This is a genomic window from Kribbella sp. NPDC104218 (genome assembly GCF_055584105.1).
In genome coordinates this window covers 175296-197892 of sequence record NZ_JBVJMQ010000003.1, presented here as the reverse complement: position 1 = coordinate 197892, position 22597 = coordinate 175296, and the positions used below count along the sequence as shown (strand labels likewise).

General features: G+C 69.1%; 23 protein-coding genes. 12 read left to right on the top strand and 11 right to left on the bottom strand.

Features of this window, described 5'->3' with window-relative positions; genetic code table 11:
- The first annotated feature begins 3 nt into the window (after positions 1-3).
- The gene (locus ACZ6ZD_RS25925; RefSeq protein ID WP_465676449.1) at positions 4-882 is read left to right on the top strand and encodes a DUF5829 family protein; all 879 of its coding nucleotides are present in this window, start codon (positions 4-6) and stop codon (positions 880-882) included.
- Positions 883-1027: 145 nt separating this feature from the next.
- Positions 1028-2089 (top strand): hypothetical protein, encoded by a 1062-nt coding sequence (locus ACZ6ZD_RS25920; RefSeq protein WP_465676447.1) that lies wholly within the window; start codon positions 1028-1030, stop codon positions 2087-2089.
- A gap of 38 nt (positions 2090-2127) precedes the next feature.
- On the opposite strand, the gene ACZ6ZD_RS25915 is transcribed toward ACZ6ZD_RS25920, so the two are convergent.
- Positions 2128-3798 (bottom strand): hypothetical protein, encoded by a 1671-nt coding sequence (locus ACZ6ZD_RS25915; protein WP_465676445.1) that lies wholly within the window; start codon positions 3796-3798, stop codon positions 2128-2130.
- 3 nt (positions 3799-3801) lie between these two features.
- Positions 3802-4020 (bottom strand): hypothetical protein, encoded by a 219-nt coding sequence (locus tag ACZ6ZD_RS25910; RefSeq protein ID WP_465676443.1) that lies wholly within the window; start codon positions 4018-4020, stop codon positions 3802-3804.
- A gap of 86 nt (positions 4021-4106) precedes the next feature.
- On the opposite strand from ACZ6ZD_RS25910, the gene ACZ6ZD_RS25905 reads away from it, so the two are divergent.
- Genes ACZ6ZD_RS25905 through ACZ6ZD_RS25890 form a run of 4 tightly spaced genes read left to right on the top strand, consistent with a single transcriptional unit; the run spans position 4107 to position 7169 of the window.
- Positions 4107-5069: a D-isomer specific 2-hydroxyacid dehydrogenase family protein gene (locus ACZ6ZD_RS25905; RefSeq protein ID WP_465676441.1), complete on the top strand. Its 963-nt coding sequence runs from the start codon at positions 4107-4109 to the stop codon at positions 5067-5069.
- Positions 5066-6094 carry a D-alanine--(R)-lactate ligase gene (gene vanA / locus ACZ6ZD_RS25900; RefSeq protein ID WP_465676439.1) on the top strand — a complete coding sequence of 343 codons (1029 nt, stop codon included), beginning with the start codon at positions 5066-5068 and terminating at the stop codon, positions 6092-6094. The genes ACZ6ZD_RS25905 and vanA overlap by 4 nt, the downstream gene beginning before the upstream one ends.
- Positions 6091-6699, top strand: a complete 609-nt coding sequence (vanX, locus tag ACZ6ZD_RS25895) for a D-Ala-D-Ala dipeptidase VanX (protein ID WP_465676437.1) — start codon at positions 6091-6093, stop codon at positions 6697-6699. The genes vanA and vanX overlap by 4 nt, the downstream gene beginning before the upstream one ends.
- A gap of 11 nt (positions 6700-6710) precedes the next feature.
- Positions 6711-7169, top strand: coding sequence for a GNAT family N-acetyltransferase (locus ACZ6ZD_RS25890; RefSeq protein ID WP_465676435.1), 459 nt, complete (start codon positions 6711-6713; stop codon positions 7167-7169).
- Here ACZ6ZD_RS25890 and ACZ6ZD_RS25885 read toward each other — a convergent pair.
- The 3 genes from ACZ6ZD_RS25885 to ACZ6ZD_RS25875 are packed head-to-tail and all read right to left on the bottom strand — an operon-like array spanning position 7141 to position 11107.
- Positions 7141-8196, bottom strand: coding sequence for a sensor histidine kinase (locus ACZ6ZD_RS25885; RefSeq protein ID WP_465676433.1), 1056 nt, complete (start codon positions 8194-8196; stop codon positions 7141-7143). The genes ACZ6ZD_RS25890 and ACZ6ZD_RS25885 overlap by 29 nt on opposite strands.
- A gap of 10 nt (positions 8197-8206) precedes the next feature.
- The gene (locus ACZ6ZD_RS25880; RefSeq protein WP_465676431.1) at positions 8207-8881 is read right to left on the bottom strand and encodes a response regulator transcription factor; all 675 of its coding nucleotides are present in this window, start codon (positions 8879-8881) and stop codon (positions 8207-8209) included.
- A gap of 60 nt (positions 8882-8941) precedes the next feature.
- Positions 8942-11107, bottom strand: coding sequence for a discoidin domain-containing protein (locus ACZ6ZD_RS25875; protein WP_465676429.1), 2166 nt, complete (start codon positions 11105-11107; stop codon positions 8942-8944).
- Positions 11108-11348: 241 nt separating this feature from the next.
- Between ACZ6ZD_RS25875 and ACZ6ZD_RS25870 the strand changes: the two genes are divergently transcribed.
- From ACZ6ZD_RS25870 to ACZ6ZD_RS25860, 3 genes are all read left to right on the top strand, one after another.
- Positions 11349-12605, top strand: a complete 1257-nt coding sequence (locus ACZ6ZD_RS25870) for an epoxide hydrolase family protein (RefSeq protein WP_465676427.1) — start codon at positions 11349-11351, stop codon at positions 12603-12605.
- A 229-nt stretch (positions 12606-12834) separates the two neighbouring features.
- Complete coding sequence (locus ACZ6ZD_RS25865) at positions 12835-13368, top strand: hypothetical protein (protein ID WP_465676425.1); 534 nt, start codon at positions 12835-12837, stop codon at positions 13366-13368.
- 18 nt (positions 13369-13386) lie between these two features.
- Positions 13387-13989 (top strand): hypothetical protein, encoded by a 603-nt coding sequence (locus ACZ6ZD_RS25860; protein WP_465676423.1) that lies wholly within the window; start codon positions 13387-13389, stop codon positions 13987-13989.
- On the opposite strand, the gene ACZ6ZD_RS25855 is transcribed toward ACZ6ZD_RS25860, so the two are convergent.
- From ACZ6ZD_RS25855 to ACZ6ZD_RS25840, 4 genes are all read right to left on the bottom strand, one after another.
- Complete coding sequence (locus tag ACZ6ZD_RS25855; protein WP_465676421.1) at positions 13934-15022, bottom strand: acyltransferase family protein; 1089 nt, start codon at positions 15020-15022, stop codon at positions 13934-13936. The two genes, ACZ6ZD_RS25860 and ACZ6ZD_RS25855, sit on opposite strands and share 56 nt — an antisense overlap.
- 174 nt (positions 15023-15196) lie before the next feature.
- Entirely contained in the window at positions 15197-15562 is a 366-nt protein-coding gene (locus ACZ6ZD_RS25850) for a peptidase inhibitor family I36 protein (protein ID WP_465676419.1), read from the bottom strand.
- A complete protein-coding gene (locus ACZ6ZD_RS25845) occupies positions 15556-15930 on the bottom strand; it encodes a peptidase inhibitor family I36 protein (RefSeq protein WP_465676417.1) in 375 nt (124 codons plus the stop codon). Before ACZ6ZD_RS25845 ends, ACZ6ZD_RS25850 begins: the two co-directional genes overlap by 7 nt.
- Before the next feature lie 138 nt (positions 15931-16068).
- The gene (locus ACZ6ZD_RS25840; protein ID WP_465676415.1) at positions 16069-17244 is read right to left on the bottom strand and encodes a M23 family metallopeptidase; all 1176 of its coding nucleotides are present in this window, start codon (positions 17242-17244) and stop codon (positions 16069-16071) included.
- Between the two features lie 125 nt (positions 17245-17369).
- Between ACZ6ZD_RS25840 and ACZ6ZD_RS25835 the strand changes: the two genes are divergently transcribed.
- A complete protein-coding gene (locus ACZ6ZD_RS25835) occupies positions 17370-19589 on the top strand; it encodes an ATP-binding protein (protein WP_465676413.1) in 2220 nt (739 codons plus the stop codon).
- Here ACZ6ZD_RS25835 and ACZ6ZD_RS25830 read toward each other — a convergent pair.
- Complete coding sequence (locus ACZ6ZD_RS25830) at positions 19581-20795, bottom strand: WD40 repeat domain-containing protein (protein ID WP_465676412.1); 1215 nt, start codon at positions 20793-20795, stop codon at positions 19581-19583. The genes ACZ6ZD_RS25835 and ACZ6ZD_RS25830 overlap by 9 nt on opposite strands.
- A 73-nt stretch (positions 20796-20868) precedes the next feature.
- Here ACZ6ZD_RS25830 and ACZ6ZD_RS25825 point away from each other — a divergent pair, with 73 nt between their 5' ends.
- On the top strand, positions 20869-21579 hold the full coding sequence (locus ACZ6ZD_RS25825) for a hypothetical protein (RefSeq protein WP_465676410.1): 711 nt from the start codon (positions 20869-20871) through the stop codon (positions 21577-21579).
- Here ACZ6ZD_RS25825 and ACZ6ZD_RS25820 read toward each other — a convergent pair.
- On the bottom strand, positions 21563-21985 hold the full coding sequence (locus ACZ6ZD_RS25820; RefSeq protein WP_465676408.1) for a MarR family winged helix-turn-helix transcriptional regulator: 423 nt from the start codon (positions 21983-21985) through the stop codon (positions 21563-21565). The two genes, ACZ6ZD_RS25825 and ACZ6ZD_RS25820, sit on opposite strands and share 17 nt — an antisense overlap.
- A gap of 56 nt (positions 21986-22041) precedes the next feature.
- Here ACZ6ZD_RS25820 and ACZ6ZD_RS25815 point away from each other — a divergent pair, with 56 nt between their 5' ends.
- Complete coding sequence (locus ACZ6ZD_RS25815) at positions 22042-22590, top strand: DUF6790 family protein (protein ID WP_465676406.1); 549 nt, start codon at positions 22042-22044, stop codon at positions 22588-22590.
- The last annotated feature ends 7 nt before the right edge of the window (positions 22591-22597 follow it).

Genomic DNA, 22597 nt, shown 5'->3' with positions numbered 1-22597 from the left:
GGTATGCGCAGACTCACACTGATGATCGCCTTCGTCCTGGCCGTGGCGGCGGTTCCGTCGACGGCGTGGGGCGGCGGCCGCCCGACGGCTTTCTACAATCACGCGTACGGCGTGCTGGACAAGGCGACCGCGGACGCGATCGAGCACTCGACGTACCTGCGGCGGTTCGCGAACTTCGAGGTCCGGACGACGACGGGCGGCGGCCAGACCTGGAAAGGCCGCTATCTGAACGGCCGGGAGACCTACGTCGAGCTGTTCGCGGCCGGCGACCTTCCCGGTCAGGACGCCGAAGAAGGGTCCGCCGGGCTGGCCATCGGCCCCGATCGCCAGGGCGGTAACGCGGAGATCCTGCAGCGGTTGCGGCAGGCCGCGTACGAGCCGATCGTGTTCGAGCAGACACGCGACTTCGGTGACGGCGTACCGGTGCCGTGGTACGGGGCGATCTTCATGACATCGGCCTACGACGCGTTCGGCACCTGGACGATGGAGTACGAGCCCTCGTACTTCGAGGACCCGCGCAGCGCGAAGGAGCCGGCGACGTACCCGGGTGAGATCAGCCGTGAGCGGTACCTGGCCGACAAGTACCGCGAGCATCTGATGCGGGACGTGACCGGCATCCGGATCGGGGTGACCGCTCGCGATCTGGCCGCGACGCTGCCGCTGCTGCGGGCCGGCGGGTTCGCCGTCCGGGAGGTGGCCGGCGGAGTCGTTGCCCACAGCGACTTCACCACCGTCCGGCTGGACCGGGTCGAGCGCGCCCAGGCCGGGCTGAAACAGCTGCGGTTCCGGCTGAACCGGGCGACACCGCAGCACGCCGAGCAGATCGGGAACTCGACGCTGACTGTGGGGCCGGGAGCGCACGCGGAATGGAATTTCCGGTAGCGGAACGAGCGTTTGCATCAGGCAACTAAATCAAACGCTCCGTACACGGGCAATTACGGTGAGCTATTGCCAATGCCGGATCGCACATGTTTGCATTCCCCCAGTAATCGTTCCTGAGGGATATTTCCTTAAAGGGGGGAATCCGATGCTACGACTGTCTTTGCCTGCCCGCCTCCTCGCTTGCCTGTTGATGCTGGCGACCTTCCTCACCGTTGCGCAGACCGCCGCGGACGCCGCTGTTCCGGACCGTAAGGGCTGGGTGTTGTGGAACCAGACCGCCGGTGCGGTGGTGCCGACCGGTACGTGGCCGGCGCCGAGTACCGTGACGCCGGTCGCGTTCGGCCGGTACCAGGTCAAGCTGGTCGGTCAGGGCGCGCCCGGCGGCGTCGTCCACGTGACCGCGATCAACAACTCGCCGCACTGGTGCCAGGCGGAGAACTGGTTCCAGTCCGGGGCCGACGAGATCGTGAACATCCGCTGTTACCGGGCCGGTGGCGCGCTGGATGTGTCGAGTTTCGCGGCGTTCTTCGTCCGCGCGTCCGGCGGACCGGCGCCCGGCCCGTACGGGTACGTCGACTCCCAGCCGAACGGCGCGCTGGTCAGCCAGTACAACTCGACCGGCGCCGCGAACACGTCGACCCCGCTCGGCGTCGGCCAGTACCAGGTCAAGTTCCCCGGGCTCGTGGCCGGCGGCACCCTGGACGGCAGCCTGCAGGCCACCGCGGTGAACCCGCAGCAGGGCGCGCGGTGCAAGATCCGTAACTGGGTCTCCAGCGGCGCCGGCCAGACCGTCAACGTGCTCTGCTGGGACGCCGCCGGCGCCTTGCTGAACACGCGCTTCACGCTGACCTACCAGTACAAGGTCTCGCTGTACGGCGCCGCGTTCGCACCGAACAACTACGGCTACTTCCTCAACCAGCCGCCGGCCGGACCGCCGTCGACCAACCTGAACTCGCAGCTGGGCCTCGGCGCGAACACGATCATGGCGTCCGGTCCCGGCCTGTCGCTGGTCACCTTCCCGCAGATCGCCGTCACGCCGAACACCGTTCAGGTGACGGCCTACGGATCGAACTCGCACTTCTGCGGGCTGAGCACGTTCTGGACCAACGCCAGCCCGGATCTCTACGTGCGCAACGTCAACTGCTTCACCAACGCCGGAGCCGCGGTCAACACCGGCTTCACCGTCAGCGCGAACTCGATCGCCTGAGTCCACCGGTAGGGTTCGCGCTCCCCAGTGCGCGGGCCCTACCGGTCAATCCCGGTGTCCCGGACGGCGGACGCCGCGGATTGCGGCCGAACGGTCGGAACGGCGGTCGCCCGCTGCGCCTGCGGGGACGTCGGGTTCAGCCCGGCCCGGAAGGCATGTGACAGCTCCTGGCCATCGGCCGACCGGTCCGCCGATTCGGTTGCCTTGAGCACCATCGCCAGATTCGCGACCAGCCGCGGATCCGGCTGCGGGCTCTCGAGTACCTTCAGCAAGGCGGTCTGCGTCTCGGCCCGCATCTCGTTCCTGGTCTCCGGACCGACCAGCTGCAGCCAGGTCGGCAGCGACATCGTCTCCTTCGTCAGGTTGAGCTCGGTGCTCTGCCAGGGCTGGGACGCCGACGCGGCCAGCGTCACCGGCGCCATACATTCCGGCAGGCTGTGCTCACCGCTGACGACCATGTCGGCGACCGTGAACGCCATCAGCTCCGACGCCTCGTCCTGCGAGAGCTTGTCCTCGTGCATCAGCATCGTCGCCGCGGTCATGTACAGCGTCGCGCTGCTCGACCGGCCGCCGACGAAGCGCTCCGGCAGCGCGTTCGACACGTCATGGAACCAATTGGGGTTCTCGACGTCGACCGTGCCCGGCACCGGCAACTCGGGCCGGTACTTCGCAGGTCTGGGGTGATCCGCCTCGAAGAACAACGCATCCCCGCCGAGTCGCCGATAAGCCGGGACGGCGATCTCCCAGCCGGTCGCCTCGACGTTCAGCGGAGTCCGCGTCGGGCCGAGCGTGCGGGCGTAGCCGTGTTCGGGATCCTCGACGTTGCGGAAGCGCGACCGGATCTGCTCGAACATCGCATCGTCGGTCGGGTAGCGGCCGCCCCGGTTGCGCGCCTCCGGCGTACCGGCGCCGGGCACGTGCAGGCCGACGCCCTCGTTCAGCCTGGTCCGCCCTTGGTGGTAGCCGGCCGTCTCGAAGGAGCCGGTCCACGCGGTCAGCTGCTCCCGCCGGGAGCCGCTGTCGACCGTCAGGACGCCGTCCGCCTCGCGCCGCAACTCGACCGTCGACCCGACCGCGAGCCCACGGTTGCCGACCGGCCCGCCCACGACCGAACCGCGGATCGAGCCGTTCCCGGCGACCGCGTCGATCCGTAGCCGCAGCTCCTCGCCGTCCGCCTGCACCCGGACAACGCCGCCGGTCCATCGCTCGGCCGGCGCCGTCGCATCGAAGGTCCCGACGTGCCGGGAGATCGCGCCGTCCGGGCGGATCGCGTACATCGTGTCGCGCTGATAGGTGAACCCGAGCAACTGCTGCGGATCATCGGCCGGCACCTGCTCCCGAGCCGCGCCGAGCGCGGTCAGCTCCTCGCGGTTCCGGCCGGTCACCTGGTACCCCTGGCTCTCCTGCAGGAACCACACCTCTTCGGTCCGCGGATCCTCCGGGGCGAACGCGTCCATCTCCTGCTGGAAAGCCTCCCAGCCGGGCCGCTTCGGCGCGTTCCCCGCCGCACGGCTGGCCAGCTCGGCGCGCCAGCCGCGTTTCGCCGCCTGCAAGTACGCCGCGGCGGTGGTGATCTCGACCTCTTCGTCGGTCCGCGGATCGACGCCGTACTTCAGCTCCGCGCTGCGGGTCAGCGCCGCCAGCCGCTCCTCCGGGGTGCGGAACCGGTCGAGGATCGCAGCGACGGACGCGTCGGCGGACTCCGGCATCGGCTACGCCTCGGCGATCGCCCGGCGGACCTCGGCCTCGACGAAGTCCCAGGCGTAGTTGGCCGCGATCTGGTCGTCGTAGTACTCGGTCAGCGCCTCTTCGGTCAGCCTGCGCACCAGCTCCGCGCCGGTGAGCGGGCCGAGGTCGGCCCGGCCCAGCTTGGCGGCCGTGCTTGCGCGGATGGCGTCGTACCGCTCCCGGTCGTTGGCGTACTGCGGCATGGCGCGAGTGTAGAGACTCAGAGGTTCCAAACGCATATGAAAAGCCGGATACGCGCCTGCAACGCGCACCCTTCTTGACTTGTGCCATGGAACTGACCATCTACGGCTGCGGGCCCGACGAGGCCGAGCTGTTCCGCGACCTCGCGCCCCGGTACGGCGTCCGGCCGGCGATCACCGCCGCATCGGTCGACGAGGCAACGGCCGAGCTGGCCGCCGGCAATCGCTGCGTCAGCGTCGGCCACCAGACGCCGATCTCGAACCGGGCGCTGCGCGCGCTCGGCCAGGCGGGCGTCGCCTACATCTCGACCCGGAGTATCGGCTACGACCACATCGATCTGCGGTACGCCGAGAGCGTCGGACTCACGGTCGAGAACGTCGCCTACTCACCGGACAGCGTCGCCGACTACACGGTGATGCTGATGCTGATGGCGATCCGGGACGGCAAGTCCGTCATCCGCCGGACCGATGTCCACGACTACCGGCTGCCCGGCGTCCGCGGCCGGGAGCTGCGCGATCTGGTCGTCGGCGTGATCGGCACCGGCCGGATCGGCGCCGCCGTCCTGGATCGGTTGCGCGGTTTCGGCTGCCGAACGCTCGCCTACGACCGGGAGGCCAGGACGTCGGCGGACTACGTGTCACTCGACGAGCTGCTCCGGCTGAGCGACGTCGTCACGCTGCACACGCCGCTCACCGCGGAGACCCACCACCTGCTGGACGGCGGCCGGATCGCGCGGATGCGCCCCGGCGCGGTGGTGGTGAACACCGGCCGCGGCGCGCTGATCGACACCGAAGCCCTGCTCGCCGCACTCGACAGCGGCGCGCTCGGCGGCGCGGCGCTGGACGTCGTCGAGGGCGAGGAAGGCGTCTTCTACGCCGATCGGCGCGACCGGCCGATCGAGAACGCCGCGCTGCTACGGCTGCAGGAGCTGCCGAACGTGATCGTCAGCCCGCACATCGCCTATTACACCGGCCGGGCCCTGATCGACACCGTCGAGAACTCGGTCGTGAACTGCCTGAAATTCGAACGCAGGAAACTGGAGTGGATATGAAGATCGGCATTCTGTTCGGCGGTTGCTCCGAGGAGCATCCCATCTCGGTGAAATCCGCGCAGGAGATCGCGAAACACCTGGATCCGGCCAAGTACGAGCCCTACTACATCGGTATCACCAAGGACGGCGAGTGGAGGCTCTGTGGTTATCCGAGTACCAACTGGGAGCAGGAGAACCATCAGCCGGCCGTCCTGTCGCCGAGCCGAGGCCTACCAGGGCTGATCATCCTTGCCGACGGCAAGTACGAGACCGTCGAGCTGGACGTCGTCCTGCCGGTACTGCACGGCAAACTAGGTGAGGACGGCGCGATCCAGGGTCTGCTCGAGCTCGCCGGCCTGCCCTACGTGGGCTGCGGCGTCGCGAGCTCCGCGCTCTGCATGGACAAGACGCTCGCCTATCTGGTGGTCCGGAACGCGGGCATCGCGACGCCGCTGTTCTGGATCGACACCGTCCGCGAGCCGGTCGATCCCGCCGTCCTCCCCTACCCGGTGTTCGTGAAGCCGGCCGGGTCAGGCTCGTCGTTCGGGGTCAGCAAGGTCGAGTCCCGCGCCGAGCTGGCCGCGGCGATCACGGCGGCCCGTGCGTACGACGCGAAGGTCCTGATCGAGGAGGCCGTTGCCGGGCGTGAGATCGGCTGCGCGATCCTCGGGGACGACGAGTTGTTCGCCGGCGAGCCGGATCACATCGCGCTGACGCACGGGTTCTTCAAGATCCATCAGGAGAGTTCGCCGGAGAGCGGGTCCGACAACTCGACGCCGATCGTGCCCGCGGACATCCCGGCCGCGGCTCGCACGCTCGTCCAGGAGACCGCGAAAACCATCTACCGCGCACTCGGCTGCCGCGGTCTGGCGCGGGTCGACCTGTTCCTCACCGAGGACGGCAGCGTCGTGCTGAACGAGGTGAACACCTTCCCGGGGATGACGTCGTACAGCCGCTACCCGCGGATGATGGACGCCGCCGGCGTCACTCGCGCCGAGCTGATCGACCGCCTGGTCGCCACCGCCCGGCCCGGGGAGCGCCGATGAACGACGACTTCGTCTTCGTCGACCAACTCGTCCCCGGGATCCGGTGGGACGCGAAGTACGCGACCTGGGACAACTTCACCGGGCGGCCGGTCGACGGCTACCTGGCGAACCGCATCGTCGGTACGACGGCGCTGTGCTCGGCTCTGGAACAAGCCCGCCGCAAGGCCGCCGCGCTCGGCTTCGGCCTGCTGCTGTGGGACGGGTACCGCCCGCAGCGGGCGGTCGACAACTTCCTGCGCTGGTCCGAGCAGCCCGAGGACGGCCGGACGAAACCGCGGCACTACCCGAACATCCGCCGGACGGAGATGTTCGAGAAGGGCTATGTGTCGGCGAAGTCCGGTCACAGCCGCGGCAGTACGGTCGATCTGACTCTCTACCACCTGGACACCGGCGAGCGGGCCGCGATGGGCGGCGACCACGACCTGATGGACTCGATCTCGCACCACGGCGCTCCGGGCATCAGCCCGCTCGCGACCCGGAACCGGCAGCACCTCTGCTCGATCATGGTGGCTGCCGGGTTCCGCCGGTACGACGCCGAGTGGTGGCACTACACGCTCGCCGATGAGCCCTATCCGAACCGCTACTTCGACTTCCCGATCACCTGACAGGAGTGAGTGTGCAGATCCGGCCCGTAGTTCCCGGCGATGCCGAAGCGGTCAACGAACTGCTCGGTCAGCTGGGCTACTTGCAGCACGATGTGGACAGTACCGCGGCCCGGATTCGCTTCTGGGCCGACGATCCGGCCAGTGCGGCGTACGTGGCCGATGCCGGCGGCAACCTTATCGGGGTCGTCGCAGTCCACATCTGCCCGTACTTCGAGCGACCAGGTTTCTGGGGCCGACTGGTCGCCCTGGTCGTGGCCACGGAGGCGCGCGGCCAGGGCGTCGGTAGCGCGCTGGTCGCGGCGGCGGAGTCATTCGCGGCCGGGCGCGGTTGCGATCGGATGGAGGTGAGCAGCTCGGATCACCGCCGCGCGGCGCACGCGTTCTATGTCGCCCATGGGTACGTCGATCAGGCCGGCAGCTCGTCGCGATTCCGGCGGGACCTCAGCGGGCTCGGGGCAGGCGGACAGTGACGTGCAAGCCGCCGTCGAAGTCGGGGGTGATCGTGAGGGTGCCGCGGTGCGCCGCGGTGATGCTCTTGACGATCGCCAGGCCCAGCCCGACGCCGGCATGATCGGTGCGGACCCGCTGAGTACCTCGCTGGAACGGCTCGGTCAGCGTCGCGGCCAGCTCGGGCGGCAGCTGCTCGCCGGTGTTCTGCACGACCAGAGTCACCGACTCGGCATCGACGGCGGTGAACACCTGCACGCTGCCGCCGGTCGGCAGGTTGTGCACGATCGCGTTGTGGACGAGGTTCATGGTGAGCTGCAGCAGCAGCGCCCGCGAGCCCGTCGTCCAGGCTGCCTCGCCAAGCGCCTCGAGCGTCACACCGCGCTTCTCGGCGAGCGGCAGCAGCGTCTCGGTCGCGTCCTCGGCGAGCAGCGACAGGTCGACGTCCTCGAGGCTGAGGCGATGCTGGTCGGTGCGGCCGAGGAGGAGCAGCGCCTCGGTCAGGTCGATCGCCCGGGCGTTCACCGCGTGCAGCCGGTCGACGAGGTCGTCGGCCGACCGGCTCGGGTCCTTGCGGGCGACGTCCAGCATGGCCTGGGTGATGGCCAGCGGCGTCCGTAGCTCGTGGGAGGCGTTGGCCGCGAACCGACGCTGCTCGGCGACATGCGCCTCGATCCGCTCCAGCATGCTGTCGAAGGAATCGGCGAGCTCGCGGAACTCGTCGTGCCGATCGCGCAGCTCGATGCGGTGCGAGAGCGAGCCGGTAGCGGCCAGCCGGGTCGCCTTCGTGATCAGCGCGAGCGGGGCGAGCATCCAGCCGGCCAGGAACCAGCCGACCACGAGCCCGAAGATCAGCAGGCCGAACAAGGTCAGCGCCGCGGCCGGGGCGAATCTGCGCAGCAGACCTTCGTAGTACGGGTACTTGACGGTGATCACGACGCCGTCCTGCGGGGTGACCTTCAGCGCCAGCGCGATCGCCGCGAGGACCAGCGTGCCCGCCACCATCACCAGGCCCGCATAACTGAAGGTCAGTCGGAGCCTCGCGCTCAACCCCGATGAGTTATCCATCCGCGTCGCCGGAATCGATCCGGTAGCCGAAACCCGGCACGGTCGTGATCAGCCACGGCTCGCCGAGCCGCTTGCGCAGCGACGACACCGTGATCCGGACGGCGTTCGTGAACGGGTCGGCATTCTCGTCCCAGGCGCGAGCCAGCAGCTCCTCGGCGCTGATCACGCCGCCTTCGGCCGCGACCAGCACCTCCAGGACGGCGAACTGTTTACGCGTCAGCCCGACGTACCGGCCGTCGCGGTAGACCTCACGGCGGAACGGATCCAGCCGCAGGCCGGCGATCTCCCGGACCGGCGGCCGGTTGTGCGCGCGCCGCCGGTCCAGCGCGCGCAGCCGCAGGACGAGCTCCTGCATCGCGAACGGCTTGGTCAGGTAGTCGTCGGCGCCCAGCTCGAACCCGGACGCCTTGTCGTCCAGCCGGTCCGCCGCGGTCAGCATCAGGATCGGCATCCCGCTGCCCGAGGCAACGATCCGCTCGGCGATCTCGTCCCCCGACGGCCCCGGGATGTCCCGATCCAGGACGGCGATGTCGTACGAGTTGATACTCAGCAGCTCCAGTGCGGTGTCGCCGTCCCCCGCCACATCCGCCGCGATCGCCTCCAGCCGCAACCCGTCCCGAATCGCCGTCGCCAGCTCCGGCTCGTCCTCCACGATCAGCACCCGCATACCCCGATGCTACGAGCCGCCACATATCACCGGCGTATGCGCGGACGGGCTGGGCGGGGATCAGGAGCCGTAGATCTCGTACTCGGAGAGTTGGGCGGCGGGCCAGCCGGTGTTGGCAGTGAAGGTGAGGCGAAGCCACCGCGTGTTGGCGGTGGTGGGCAGGGTGATGGTGGTGTCGGGAGCGAAGGTTCGGGCGGCGGGGGCGGCCAGGCGGGTGTAGGTGGAGTTGTTGGTGCTGCCGAGCACCTCGATGGTTTGGGCGCGGCTGCCCCAGTTGGCGGGGAGTTTCAGCACCAGGCGCTTGACGTTCTGGTTGCTGCCCAGGTCGACGGTCAGGGACTGCGGCCAGGCGTTGTTGGCGCTTTCCCAGTAGCTGGCCGCATTCGCGTCGACGGTGTTGCCGGGGACGTAGTTCTGGTTGGTGCTGGTCGCCGTGACCGGGCGGCCGGCCGCGAGGTTACCGCCGGGCGTCGGCGTACCGTTCCCCGGCTCGACCCAGCCGCAGCCGCTCCAGGTCGAGTCCCAGCCGCTCGTGCCCGGACCGCGGGTGAGGTTCAGCGTGCCGCTCGGGTAGCCGCAGTTGTAGACGCCGGCCCGGCCGATGCCGGTGGCAACGACATTGCTGACGGACGCTGACCCGGTCGTCTCGGCCTGGAACGCGAACGTCCCCGCGCCCTCGATCGTCCCGCCGTCCACGGTCACGTTCTGCACCGCGCGGCCGGCGCCGCCGCCGTCCACGAACTGGTACGCCGACCACGGGCTGGCCACCAGCCGGTTGTTCAGCAACCGGACCTGGGCGTTGATCGGGCTGTCGTAGGCGTCGACGCGAATCGCGCCGTGCGGGTGGTTCTGGCCCCAGTTCGGGTTCATCGCGCCGGTCCGGATCAGCGTGTTTCCGGAGACGGTGATGGTGCCCGCGAGCGGGAAGAACGGCGAGCCGAACGACTGGTTGGAGATCGCGATCCCGCCGCCGAGCGCGTTCGTGTCGGAGATCAGGTTGTCCCGCACGGTCATGTCGGTGCCGCCGTAGATCGCGATGCCGTTGGCCAGGTTCGGCTGGACGATCGTGTTGTTCGCGAACGTGCTGCTCCGGTTCGCCGCGTGCAGCGACCAGGCCGCGAGCGCGTCGTCGCCCTGGTTACGCAGGAAGTTGTTCCGGACCTGCACGTTGGACGCCGTCCCGTTCAGGTTCAGCCCGTCGGCGGTCATGTCGTAGAACCGGTTGTTCTCGACGATCAGGTTGTCGTTGTTCCCGGTCAGCCACAGACCGACCTTGAGGTGCTGCAGCCACAGACCGGAGACGACCGAGTTCGGGCCGAGGCTGCCGTTGACGAAGTTGTCCGGCGACTGGTCGTTGCGCTCGGTCACCTCGCCGATCACGGCGAAGTCGTGCAGCCGGACGTTGCCGCCGCCGTTCGGGCGGTCGATCAGGTGATGACTGAGCAGCGTCGAGTGCCAGCGCCCGGCGCCGCGGATCGTGACGCCGTCCGGGTTGATCGTGCCGCCGACGCGGAAGCGGCCGGCCGGGATCCACACGGTTCCACCAGAACCGCGGGCGCTGTCGATGGCGCTCTGGATCGCGCCGGTGGCGTCGTTGTTGCCGTTCGGGTCGGCGCCGCGGTCGGTGATCGAGATCGAGCCGCCCGGCTGACCGGCGGGACCGGCCACGTTCTCGAACTCGACGTCGTCGACGGTGTACGGGCCGGCGGTGTTCTCGCCGTCCACCTGCAGTTTGATCTTGGCGCCGGCGGAGACGGTCTGGCCGAGCAGCAGCCGCGCGTGGTCGTAGAGCTTGTGCGTTCGGGAGCCGGCGATCCAGCCGGTGTCGACGTAGCTGTACTTCGCCGTCACGGCCAGGGGCTGCGCGAGTTTCTGGCCGTTCACGTAGACCGCGAGGGTGCCGGTCCGGCCGTCCGGGATCGAGTAGGCGACATTGATCGCGTTGGTCGGGCCTGGCGCGGTGAACTCGACGTACTGACCGCTGGAGAGGGTGACGGCCTGGCGGTTCGAGGCCTCGGCAGCGAGCGTGCCCTGGGCGTAGCTGGGGCCGATCTTGCTGCCGTTGGTGGCGGCGTTCTCGGCTTCCAGGATCGTGAACGGCAGGGCGGCGCCGGCGGCTTGGATCGCGGCCGGAGCGGCGTGGACCGGTGCGGCTGGGAGTCCGGCGGCGGCGATCGCGATGGCCGCGACTACGGCCCAGCGGACGGGATAGGGGCGTGCGTGCATGAGCGGAACCTTCCTGGGGGCGGAGGAGGTGGGCACACCTTAAGGAAGGAGCTAAGTCGACGCAATAGTTCAACTCATTGATGCAATTTTTCTACATTCGATGAGTGGGGCGTGCTGACCAGGGACTTCCCCGGGTGCGAGGGCCGGGTGCGACGACCAGGCTCGAGGGGACAACGGACAGCTTCGGAGAGGAAATTCGGTGCGCTCATCGACTGGGGAGTTCGGGCCAACGCGACGTCGGGTGTTGCAGGGAGGGGTCGCGGCGGGGCTCGCCGGGGCCGGGTTGACGGCGGTGGAGCGGAGTACGGCGTCCGCCGTACCGGCCGGGGGCGGATCGAGCATCCGGCCGTTCCGGGTCGAGATCCCGCACCAGCGGTTGGCTGACCTGCGCCGGCGGGTGCGGGCGGTGAGCTGGCCGACGGGTGAGCTGGTCGCCGATCGGTCGCAGGGGGTTCAGCTCGCGACGACGAAGGCGTTGGCGAGGTACTGGACGACGAAGTACGACTGGCGGCGGTTCGAGGCGAAGCTGCGCAAGTTCCCGCAGTACCTGACCGAGATCGACGGGGTCGACGTCCACTTCGTGCATGTCCGGTCGCCGCATCGGGACGCGCTGCCGCTGATCATGACGCACGGCTGGCCGGGCTCGTTCGTGGAGCTGCTCGAGACCGTCGGGCCGCTGACCAACCCGACGGCGTACGGCGGTCGCGCGGCGGATGCGTTCCACCTGGTGCTGCCGTCGATCCCCGGGTACGGCTTCTCCGCGCAGCCGACCGAGCTCGGTTGGGATCCGGGCCGGACCGCACGGGCCTGGCACCAGCTGATGCGCCGCCTCGGGTACGACCGGTACGTCGCCCAGGGCGGTGACGTCGGCTCCGCGGTCACCGACAACCTCGCGCGGCAGGCTCCGGACGGGTTGCTCGGCGTCCACCTGAACCTGCTCGGCGCGGCGCTCGCGCCCGGCGGTCAGCCGACCGACACCGCGGAGGAACGCGCCGCGGCCGCGGCCGTGGCCGAATTCAATGCCACCGGCAACGGCTACCGGATCGAGCAGACCACGCGCCCGCAGACCATCGGCTACGCACTCCTCGACTCCCCCGTCGCCCTCGCCGCCTGGATGCTCGACCACGACACCGACAGCTACTACAAGATCTCCCGGGCCTTCGTCGGCAACCACCCGGCCGGCAACCTGACCCGCGACCACATCCTCGACAACATCACCCTCTACTGGCTCACCGGCACCGGCGCCTCCTCGGCCCGCATCTACTGGGAAAGCGCCCGAGCCCGCGCCACCAACCCACCTCCTCCCCCGGCCGGCGTCCCCGTCGCCTTCAGCGCCTTCCCCGGCGAGATCTTCCAGGCCCCCCGCAGCTGGGTCCGCAACGTCTACCCGACCCTCACCTACTACAACCAACCCACCCGCGGCGGCCACTTCGCCGCCTGGGAAGAACCAGCCCTCTTCACCAACGAACTAAGAGCCGCCTTCCACCCCCTCCGCTGATTTCCTGCACTTCTACGACCGCAACTCGGTCTTCGACTTCGACTGATCGCGCCCGCGCGATACCCGCGGCGGGCCCGCACATGCGCTTTTGCGCAAGATCTCAGCCGCGTTTCAGGGGTATCTAGCAATTGTTATTCAAGTCCTCAGGTATTGCTGCGTGAGAACGCTCTCGCTAGCGTCCCGAATTGTCATCGAGCGATTCGAACCGATACTTCGGGAGATGAGGGAAATGACCGTGAGGGTATTAGGTGCGGCCGCCGTGCTGGGGCTGGCCGGGGTGGTGTCGCCGGCCCAGGCGGCGCCGCCGGGCGGCGAGCATTGCGTGCAGGACCTCAAGAGTGGGACGACGACGTGTTTCGCGACGTTCACCGCGGCGATCGGCGCGGCGTCCCACGGAAAGGTCACCGGAGCGCCGGCGGCGGTACCGGACCAGGCCGGGCGAGCGGCGCTCGCGAAGGATATCCGGGCCGCCGGCGAGGTAATTCAGGGCACATTCTTCGACAATCGCGATTTCGGCGGCGCCAGCTGGACGGTGGTCGGCGCCGGGCTGTGTGACGGCTCGGACGGCGTGATCAATTATCAGACGAACACGATCGAGGGCTGGGAGAACCGGATCAGCTCGGTCCAGCCGTGGGCGAACTGCAAGATCTGGCTCTACCCCGAGCCGGAGCTGAACGGCGACCGGGACGGCCCGTTCACGCAGAACACCGCGTGGGTGGGATCGATGATGGACGACCGGACCAAGTCGGTCGGGTTCAGCTGACCAGTGAGGAGCACCGCCATGCCGAAACGTCTCGCAATCCTCGCCGGCGCCGCGGTCCTCGCGGCCGGCACCCTGACCGCCGCGCCGGCCTTCGCCGACGGCCCGACCGGGCGCGAACTGCTCGACAAGTGCAACAACGGCACCGATACGTGCGTCTTCCATCCGTCGGGCGCGCCGGAGCGCTTCCGCGGCGACGTCCACCAGGTCGGCGACACCTACTACAACTGCACCGGGACGCCGCAGCGCAGCACGATCAAATGGTCGGAGACGACCGGGGAGTCGAACAGCTTCGGCGTCTCACTCTCGGCCGAGTACGGGTTCTCCGAGGTGTTCAAGGTGTCGATCGAGACGTCGTACTCGCACACCTGGGAGACCTCGAGCACCTTCGGCCAGGACAGCAACGTCGACGTCCCGGCCGGTGAGAAGGGCTGGATCGAGCGCAGCACCGAGATGGAGAAGGTACACGGGAAGTACGAGATGCACTTCCCGGACAAGTACTACGACCACTACATCTGGTACCAGGAGTTCGACGCGACGGGGCCCGTGAAGGACGCCGCCGGTCAGATCACCGCGAAGACAGCGGCGATGTCCGCCGATGAGAAGGCGCAACACTGCGGCTGACGCCGAGGCCGAAGGGCAGTTCGAACAGCGCCTTCGGCAGGTAGCGGTAGAGCACCAGGCACAGCCAGGTCAGGAACGCCGTCAGCACGACGGGCTCGGCGACCGACACGATCCACTGGGTCGCCGGGCCCGCTGCCGACAGCGGCTTGATCAGCGCGAGGTGGATCAGGGCGAGCAGCGGCATGTGCAGCACGTAGATGGGTAGCGTGCGGCGTCCGATACTCGCCAGCCCGTTGCTCAGCCACTCGGCGCGGGTCAGCAGACCGGCCGCGGTGACCCCGAGGACGATCGCGACGCCGCTCACGACCGGCCACAACCCGAACCAGGTCTTGGCGTCGAAGAGCTCGACCACGGCGAGCAGCCCGGCGTACGGAATGCCCAGCAGGACGAGCCCGCGCCAGCTGGCACGCGCCGCCAGCTCCTCGATCAGCGTCTTGCCGTAGAGGCCGACCAGGAAGAAGACCAGGTTCTGGTAGACGCCGCCACGGTTACCCGGGACGTCGAGCAGCCCGGCCGAAGCCGTTGCGGACAAGGCGAAGGCGGCCCCCAGCACCGCCCACACCGGCACCCGGCGGACAGCCTTGGCGATGACGAAGTAGATCGCGAGCGCGTAGAGGTACCAGAGGTTGGACGGCGTGATCGTCAACTGAGCCAGGAACTTCAGCAGTCCGTCGGCCCGCTCGGTCCCGAAGTCCGGCACGAAAGCCAGGACGACGGTGTGAACAGTCAGCCACAACGCATACAGATAAAAGAACTTCGCCACCTTAGTCCGGGCCAGCACCGGCCACGGCCGCTGCACCGCCCGAACCGCGAAGAACCCGGACACCGCGAAGAACAACGGCATCCGCAGCGGCAGCAGCTGCTCCCCCAGCGCTCCCCACAACCCCTGCACCGGGCTCTTGATCTGCCAGTCGATCTGCAGATAGTGCTTCATCAGCACATGCCACAGCACCACCAGCAAAATACACACGCCCTTGGCAACATCCGCCCACGCGATCCGGCTCCGCTCCCCAGCAGCTGTGGTCCCGTGCACCTCATGCGCCTTTCCTCGTCCGGCCGGCATCCGCCACCCACGAACTTAGAAAAACCAAGCGCCACTTCCATCAACCCCAAGCCGGAGCCGATGTCATACCAAGGTCTTAGACCACCCGCCGACCGTAGCCGCTGGGGATGACGGGCGAACGGGAACCGGATCAGGGATCCCCGGTCAGCAGGGTTTGAGCGAGCTGATCGTGTCGTTCATCGTCGCGGTCAGATTACCCTTCCCCCCGATCCCGAACCCGCCGCGGTCCCCGGTGTACTTGTAGCCGTCCCACACGCAGTAGGTCGACTCACTGCGGTTCCAGATCGTCGTGATCCGGTTGTCGAAGACGTACCCGTTGATCGCCCGCCGCAGGTCGTTCGAACCGGTGTTGAAGTAGGCGAACTTGCCGGTCGCGTTCCAGTCCGTCCACACGCAGAACGAGCCGTCCGGACACTGCTCGTACGCCGCCTGCGCCGGCGCAGCCACCACCGTCGTACCGGCCAGCACCACCGCCGCAACCGCCGCCTGCGCCACCCGCCGCCTCAACACGTCGACCCGTTCCTGAGCTCGTACGAGCTCGCCCGGTCGTTCCAGTATCCGGTGAGGTTGCCTCGCGTACGCGGTGGGATCCGGAACGCTCCCCCGCCCTGACCATTGTTCTCGTACAGGCAGTACCAGACATTGGTGGTGTTCCAGTACGCCGACGCCCGGTTGTTGATCCAGCCCAGATCGCCCTTGCCATCGCTGGAGTACCACAGCTGTCCGTTGCCGTTGATGTCCACGAACAGACACAGGCCCATCGGCTTGTTCGCGCAGTCCTCCCACGTACTGGCCGAGGCCGCCTGAGTACTCGTCACTCCGGCGGTCAGCAAGGTGCCCGCGGCAACTACGGCCGCGAGCCTGCTCCTTTGTCGCATCATCGTTCTCCATGGTCAATGGCCGCCCCCGAGACAGGACAACCGATCGACGATCAGGACACTCGACTCCACTTTCAATCTGGTTACAAACGGGGTGGCCGGGGTGCTGGGGCCACCCCGCCCACGTTTGGGGGGTGGTTAGGGGCAGGTGCCGTTGACGGGGGTGGAGAGGCCGGTCCACATGAAGGCGTCGGAGACCCAGGTGCCGTCGCTGAGGCGGTTCCAGAGGTTGGTGGCGCCCCAGCGGCCGGTGTGGGAGGTGCCGGTCTTGGAGCAGGAGATGTTGACGGTGGTGGCGTCGGCGATGGAGCCGGCCAGGGCGTAGTTGGTGCCGGGGCCGGTGCGCTTATTGACGGTGCCGCCGCCGAAGGAGTCGATGATGCCCTGGGTGAATCCGAGGACGCCGTAGTTGTGGAGCTGCTGGCCCGGGCTGCGGACGGTGCTGCCGTGCAAGGCGGTGCCGTTGTACGCCGAAGCCGCGTTCTGGAAGACCCAGCCGCCGACGTTGTGGCCGGCGATGCCGACGTACGCGCTGTTCTGGCGGAGTGCGAAGTGCACGTGCGCACCAAGCGCCGAACCGCCGCAGGACACGTCGGTGCCGATGTTGCCGAGGAACGCGCCCTCGCCGACCGAGAGCCCGTTGGCCGCGATGTTGCCGGACAGGTGGTAGTAGTCGGTCGCGTAGCCGCGGTCGTGGATCACGCGGATCCAGCCCTTGCCGTTACCGCACATCGTGTACGCCGTACCGCCGCGGGCCGCGAGCACCTGACCGTTGCCGCCGGCCAGGTCGAGCGAGCTGTACGGCGTATCGGAGCCCGCCCAGCCGTGTGAGCCGCCCGGCATGCTCCAGGACGCACCGACCGCGTACGGGAGCCGCATGCCGGTTCGGTAGTCGCCGCCGGCCGCCTGCGGCGCGAACGCCGACTGACCGAACAGCTGCTTCTCCTTGGCCGAGACCACCGGCGAAGCCGCAGTCAGGTCTCTGAAGGCTTGCTCACCCTCCAGCCCGACCTGCCACTTGCCGTTGACCAGCCGAGCCGCAAAGAGCCAGCCCTCGGGGTGTGTGTCGTCGCCCTTGGCGACCGTGGCCACCGTCGTACCGAACACGGTGCCGGTTCCGGCGCCGCGGGTCACGTTGACCTGGACTCCGGTCGTGGCGGCCGTCTTGGACTGCACGGCGCCGACCTTCGCGGTGACGGCCTGCGTCAGGTCCGGCTGCGGAGCCTTGGCGGCAGTCGCTGGGACGGCGATCGCGGCGGCGAGAGCGCCGGAGAACAGCACCGCTCCCCAGCGCAGCTGCGAGTTGAACGTCATAACGGGTCCTCCTGATGGGACGGAACAGGATCGGTGGCGAAAAGCTATCCGCCGACTACGCAGAGTCGGTTATCTTGTGGGCGGATAGCCGTCCAGAGACTGTCCACTGGGGGCGAGGTGAGGCGATGGACAGCTCAGCTCTGGCAGCGCTCGGCGCTGCGATGCTGCGCTACCGCATGGCCCGCGGGCTCTCGCTCCGGCAGCTCGCCGCCCGCCTCGGCATGCAGGGGCACGGCGGCCTGTCCGACTACGAGAAGGGACGCCGGCTCGCCCCCGCCGACCTGATCGAACGCTACGAACAACAGCTGAACATCACGGACGGCGAGCTGCGCGCACTCCACGCCGCAGCGCTTGCCGAGCGCGCGACGAACCACTCCGAGCCTCCAACCGACGCTGCGCCCACGGCCACCATTGCTGAGCTGCCTGCCGTACCGGCCGACTTCCAAGGCCGCAGCGCAGAGCTGGCAGCCGTAATGGGCGCAGCTGCGGACTGCCTGGCCGGGCAGGGTCCGGTGACGGTCGTGGTGACCGGACAGCCTGGTGCCGGCAAGACGACGCTGGCAGTGCACGCTGCACAGCAGGCGTTTCGGCTCGGGCTGCGTGATGCGCAGTTCTTCGTCGAGTTGGGCGCAGCCGAGCCAGATGCAGTGCTCAGGCGACTGCTGCGGGCGCTCGGCGTACCGGATGCGCAGCTGCCACCAGAGGTCGACGAGGCGGCCGCGATGTTCCGGTCCCGGATGGCCGGACGACGCTGCGTCCTGGTGCTCGACAACGCGCGGGACGAGGCGCAGGTCCGGGCGTTGCTGCCTGGCCCAGGGCCAGTACTGGTCGTGGTGACCAGTCGGCAGCGGCTGACCGGCCTGGCTGGTGCCAGACGAGTCGGCCTCGCCGAGCTGACGATGGACGACGCCCAGGCCTTGCTGACCGACATCGTCGGTCCCGAGCGCGCAGCGGCGGAGCCGGAGTCGGTTGCCGAGGTGGTGGCCGCCTGCGCGCGGCTGCCGCTCGCAGTCCGGATCGCCGGCAACCGGCTCGCCGCCTGGCCGGAGTGGTCGATCGCGCATCTCGCGGAGCTGCTGCGGGACGAGCAGAACCGGTTGGGCCGGCTGACCGCTGGCGACCTCGCCGTCCGCAGCGCATTCGCCCTCTCGTACCGCGAGGTGCCACCGATCGCGGGCCGCCTGTTCCGGCGGTTGGCGCTCGCGCCCGGTGCGGACTTCGACGTACAGGTAGCCAGTGCGCTGCTCGGTGAGCCGGCCGAGGCTGCGCTGGAGGTCCTGGCTGGTGCGAGTCTGATCGGTCTGGCCGCGACGCCGGGCCGGTACCGGATGCATGACCTGCTGCAGCTGTACGCGTGCGAGCTATTGCAGGACGACGCCCAGCGCGACAAAGCCGAGAGGGCCTTGTTCACTTGGCTTTTCGAGCAGTCCCGCCGGGCGGCGGCCGTGCTGGCGCCGGAGTCCGCGGCGTTCCCCGGTGGCCGCGCTGCGGCGGTCGCGTGGCTCGATGCGGAAGCCAGCTCGCTGCTAGGCGCCGTACGCCGGACGCGGGAGCGGACCGACGGCGAGTACGACGACCTGCTTGGCGACCTCACGCAGCTGATCCCCTGGTACTACGACCTGCGCTGCCGCTGGTCCGACATGGTTGAAGTGGCTGACCACGCGCGGGTCGTCGCAGACCGGCTGGGCGACCTTGCTGCACGCGCCTTCGCCTACAGCATGCTCGGCCTCGGCCAGCTCGGCCAGCATCGCTACCGCGCCGCCCTGGCCTCCTGCCAGCTGGGCCTGGCCGACGCGCGCGCTGCCCACCTCGCGGCGGAGGAGGCCGAGCTGTTCGGCCGGATGGGCCTGGCGTACGAAGGGCTCGGCCAGTACGCCGAAGCCGAAGCCCGGCACGCAGACCACGCCGAGCAGTGCCGCGTGCTCGGCGACCGGCTCGGCGAGGCAGCCGCGATCGGACGCCGTTCGCACGCCCTGCAGCTGCTCGGGCGGCACACCGAGGCCGCAGCGTGTCTGAAGCTCGCACTGAAGATGCGGGCCGGCCTCGGCGACGAACGCGGCGTGGCCATGGCCGAATACCGCTTCAGTGCCCTACGCAACAACCAGGGCCAGCACGAAGAGGCCGTTCTGCGCAGCAACCGCGCGCTGGCCGTCTTCCAGGCCCACGACGACCAATGGGGTACGGCGGTCGCCCACTACGAGCTGGGCCGGGCCCTGGCCGGACTCGGGCGCCTCCGCGAGGCGGCATCGGCGTACCGCACCGCAGTCCGCGGCCTGGAGCAGGTCGGCGAGTGGCAGCGCCTCGCCGAAGCCACCGCCGCCCTCACCGACGTCAACTCACGGTAGGCGGTACGTGCGCAACGTCCAGTCCGCCAGCGACGCGAAGGTCCGGATGCGAGCGTTGTAAGCCATCGGACGGAAGCCAGGCACGAACCCGACCCGCGCCCCCTCCTCCACATCCCACAGCTCCAGCCCCTCGTCCCCCGCGACCGCGAGCTTCCCGTCGACACCCCACATCCGCCCCTTCGGCCCGAACACCGTCCCGATCCGCCCGCGGGTGCGGGCGTCGTACAGCTGGACGCCGTCCACGATCGCCTCGTCGGTGTTGCCGACGCCCTGGAGAACGAACGTGGTGCCGTCGAGCCAGGCGATCGGCAGGCCGTGGACGTCGGGCCGGGTGACGAGCCACGGGGTGTGCTCGGTGGTGTAGACATCGCCGCCGCGCCAGGCCGCCACGTCGTGGAGTCTCGGTTCGCCCTGCCAGCCGAAGTTCATGGCGTCGTCCGCGATCCATTCGCCGGTCGGGCTCACGGACAGGCGGCCGTGGTGGTCGTACCGGTAATGCTCAGACGGCTTGGCGACGACGCGTGGGGTCAGCAGTGTGCCCGTCGCGGCGTCCAGCAGATCGAGCCGGTTCCAAGCGGTTCCGGCGACCAGCGTGCCGTCCGGTAGGAACGCGCACGGAAAGGCCGATGCGAAGGTGCGCTCATCGCCGCGGTCGAGGTGGACCGTGATGCGGCCGGTGGTGAGATCGACGACCCGGCCGTAGCGGCCGTGGTCCCAGACGACCGCCGCGAAGCGGCCGTCCGCGGAGGTGTACAGCGCGGGACCTTCGGTCTGAGGACGCGTGGAGCCTTCCTCTTTGGGCAGCTTCAGCTTGCAGGCCTTGCCATCGAGCGGCAGGAGGTATTTGCCGGTGTAGGCAATCCAGCTGTCGCCGAGCGGTGCCAGACAGCGGTCGTTCGCCAGGCCGAAGTGCGCCGGCTGCTCCTGCAGCGTCCCGCCGAGCGGCCGATCCCGGTGCAGGTGCTCCGGCTGCCCGACATTCACCCACACCAGCTCGTCGTCGACCCGCTCGGCACACCCCTCGCAGATGGTCGCGAGCTGCGACCACGGATCCGCCAGCTCGAAGCACTCGTTGCAGACCACCTCGTACTCGCCACCGCGGCCGGTGTACCTGCGGGCGGCGTCCAACTCGTTCTCGACGGTCAGGTGCAAACAGGATCGGAAGCGGCCTTCGAGGGCGGCGTGACCACAGGCGAGGAGCTCCATCCGGTGACGATAGGCGGCGCGGCGACGGCCACTGGACCGGAATTGTGGCCGGGTGATCCGCTAGGTTGCGGGGGTGTTCGGGCTGACGGTCGCTGAGGTGTTCAAGGCGTTCATGGGGATCCAGGGCGGCCTCGCGGTGATGATCGGCTGGCTGTGGTTCCTCGGCTGGGTGCTGATCAAGCTCGTCGGCCCGCTGGTCGACAAGGACAAGGCGCAGCTGAAACGCGACCAGGCCGGCGCCGAGCGGTACGGCTGGCAGCGGGGCGTCGACTCCGACGCGATGCTCGGCTCGGCCGCGGCCGCCTCGTTCCGGCACAACGGCCGCCTGCGCCGGATGCTCGTCGGGCAGTACGCGGGCCGGCCGGTCCGGATGGCGGAGTACACCTACTCCAGCGGCGGGAAGATCCCGACCAAGGTCGTCAATCACGTGGTCGCGGTCGAGCTTCCGGTCGCGCTGCCCGATCTGGTCGTCGGCGATCGGGGGCAGTTCGAGCTGCCGCTCGCGCGGTTCGAGAGCGAGAGCGAGGCGTTCAACCGCGCGTTCGACGTGTACAGCGCGGACCACCGCTACTCGTCGGCCGTACTGCATCCGCTGATGATGGAGTTCCTGCTCGCCAACCCCGGACTGCGGTTCCGGATCTTCGGGCCGCTGATCGTCGTCGCGGCGCCGACTCCCTGGACCGTCCCGGGCACGCTCGCCGTACTGCCCGTGCTCCAAGGGATCGCCGAGCGGATTCCGCCGTTCGTCCTGCAGGACTTCGGGCGGCCTAGGGTTTCGGGCTGAGGATCTCGGCCAGCCGGGCCGTGTCCGCGAGATAGCGCTCGTACGGGAACCCGGCCTCGGCGAGCGCGACCCGCAGCCGCTCGTACAGCGGCCGGCCGGTGTCGTGGAAGGCGCTCCGCCCGGCCTCGGTCAGCGCGACCAGCCGGCGGCGCGCGTGGTCGGGATCGGTGCGGACCTGGACCAGCCCGGCCGCCTCCAGCGGTTTCAGCGCCCGGCTGATCGCCGGATCGGAGACCGACAGCGCCTGCGCGAGCCGGTGCTGCGTCGCGGGCTGGATCTCCTCCAGCGTGCCCAGCAACCGCATCTGGCTGTAGGTCAGGCCGCCCGGATCGTCGGCCGCCCGGCGCGAGGCCTCCCCCAGCAAGAACACCACGCGGTGCAGCAAATCCGGCAACCCGTCATCCATGGGGTGAGCCTACCTCATTCTTGACTAGTTAATATTAACCATGCAAGATTAAAGTCATGAGCACAACGACATACCTCCTGCAGACCTCGGTCCCGATGATCTGGCTGCTGCTGGCAGTCGCCGGCGCGCTGATCCGGACCCGGCACGTGACCGATCCGGCCGAGCGGCTGGAGATCTGGCAGCGCTGGTGGGCCGGCGCGGCCCTCGGCGGCGGCAGCCTGTGGATGACGATCTCGTTCTTCACGATTCCCGGCGTGATGGCCGAAGCGATCGGCTTCCGCCAGACGCCGTTCGAGTTCGAGATCGGCTGCGCCAACCTCTGCCTGACGATCCTCGCCTTCCGCGCCGCGTCGGCGAAGTCCTCGGCCCGGGAGCGGATGACCGTCGGCCTCGGCGCCGGGATGTTCCTGTGGGGCGCCGACCTCGGCCACCTGTTCCAGTTCTTCTTCCGCAGCGACCACGCGCCCGGTAACACCGGCGGCGTGCTGCTCTACGACCTGTTGATCCCAGCCGTGATGATCGCGCTCGCGGCCGCCGCGCAGCGGCAGACCACGGACGCCGGCACGTCGTACTTTCGGCCGGTGGCGGACCAGCCGCGCGGGTGATGTGCGC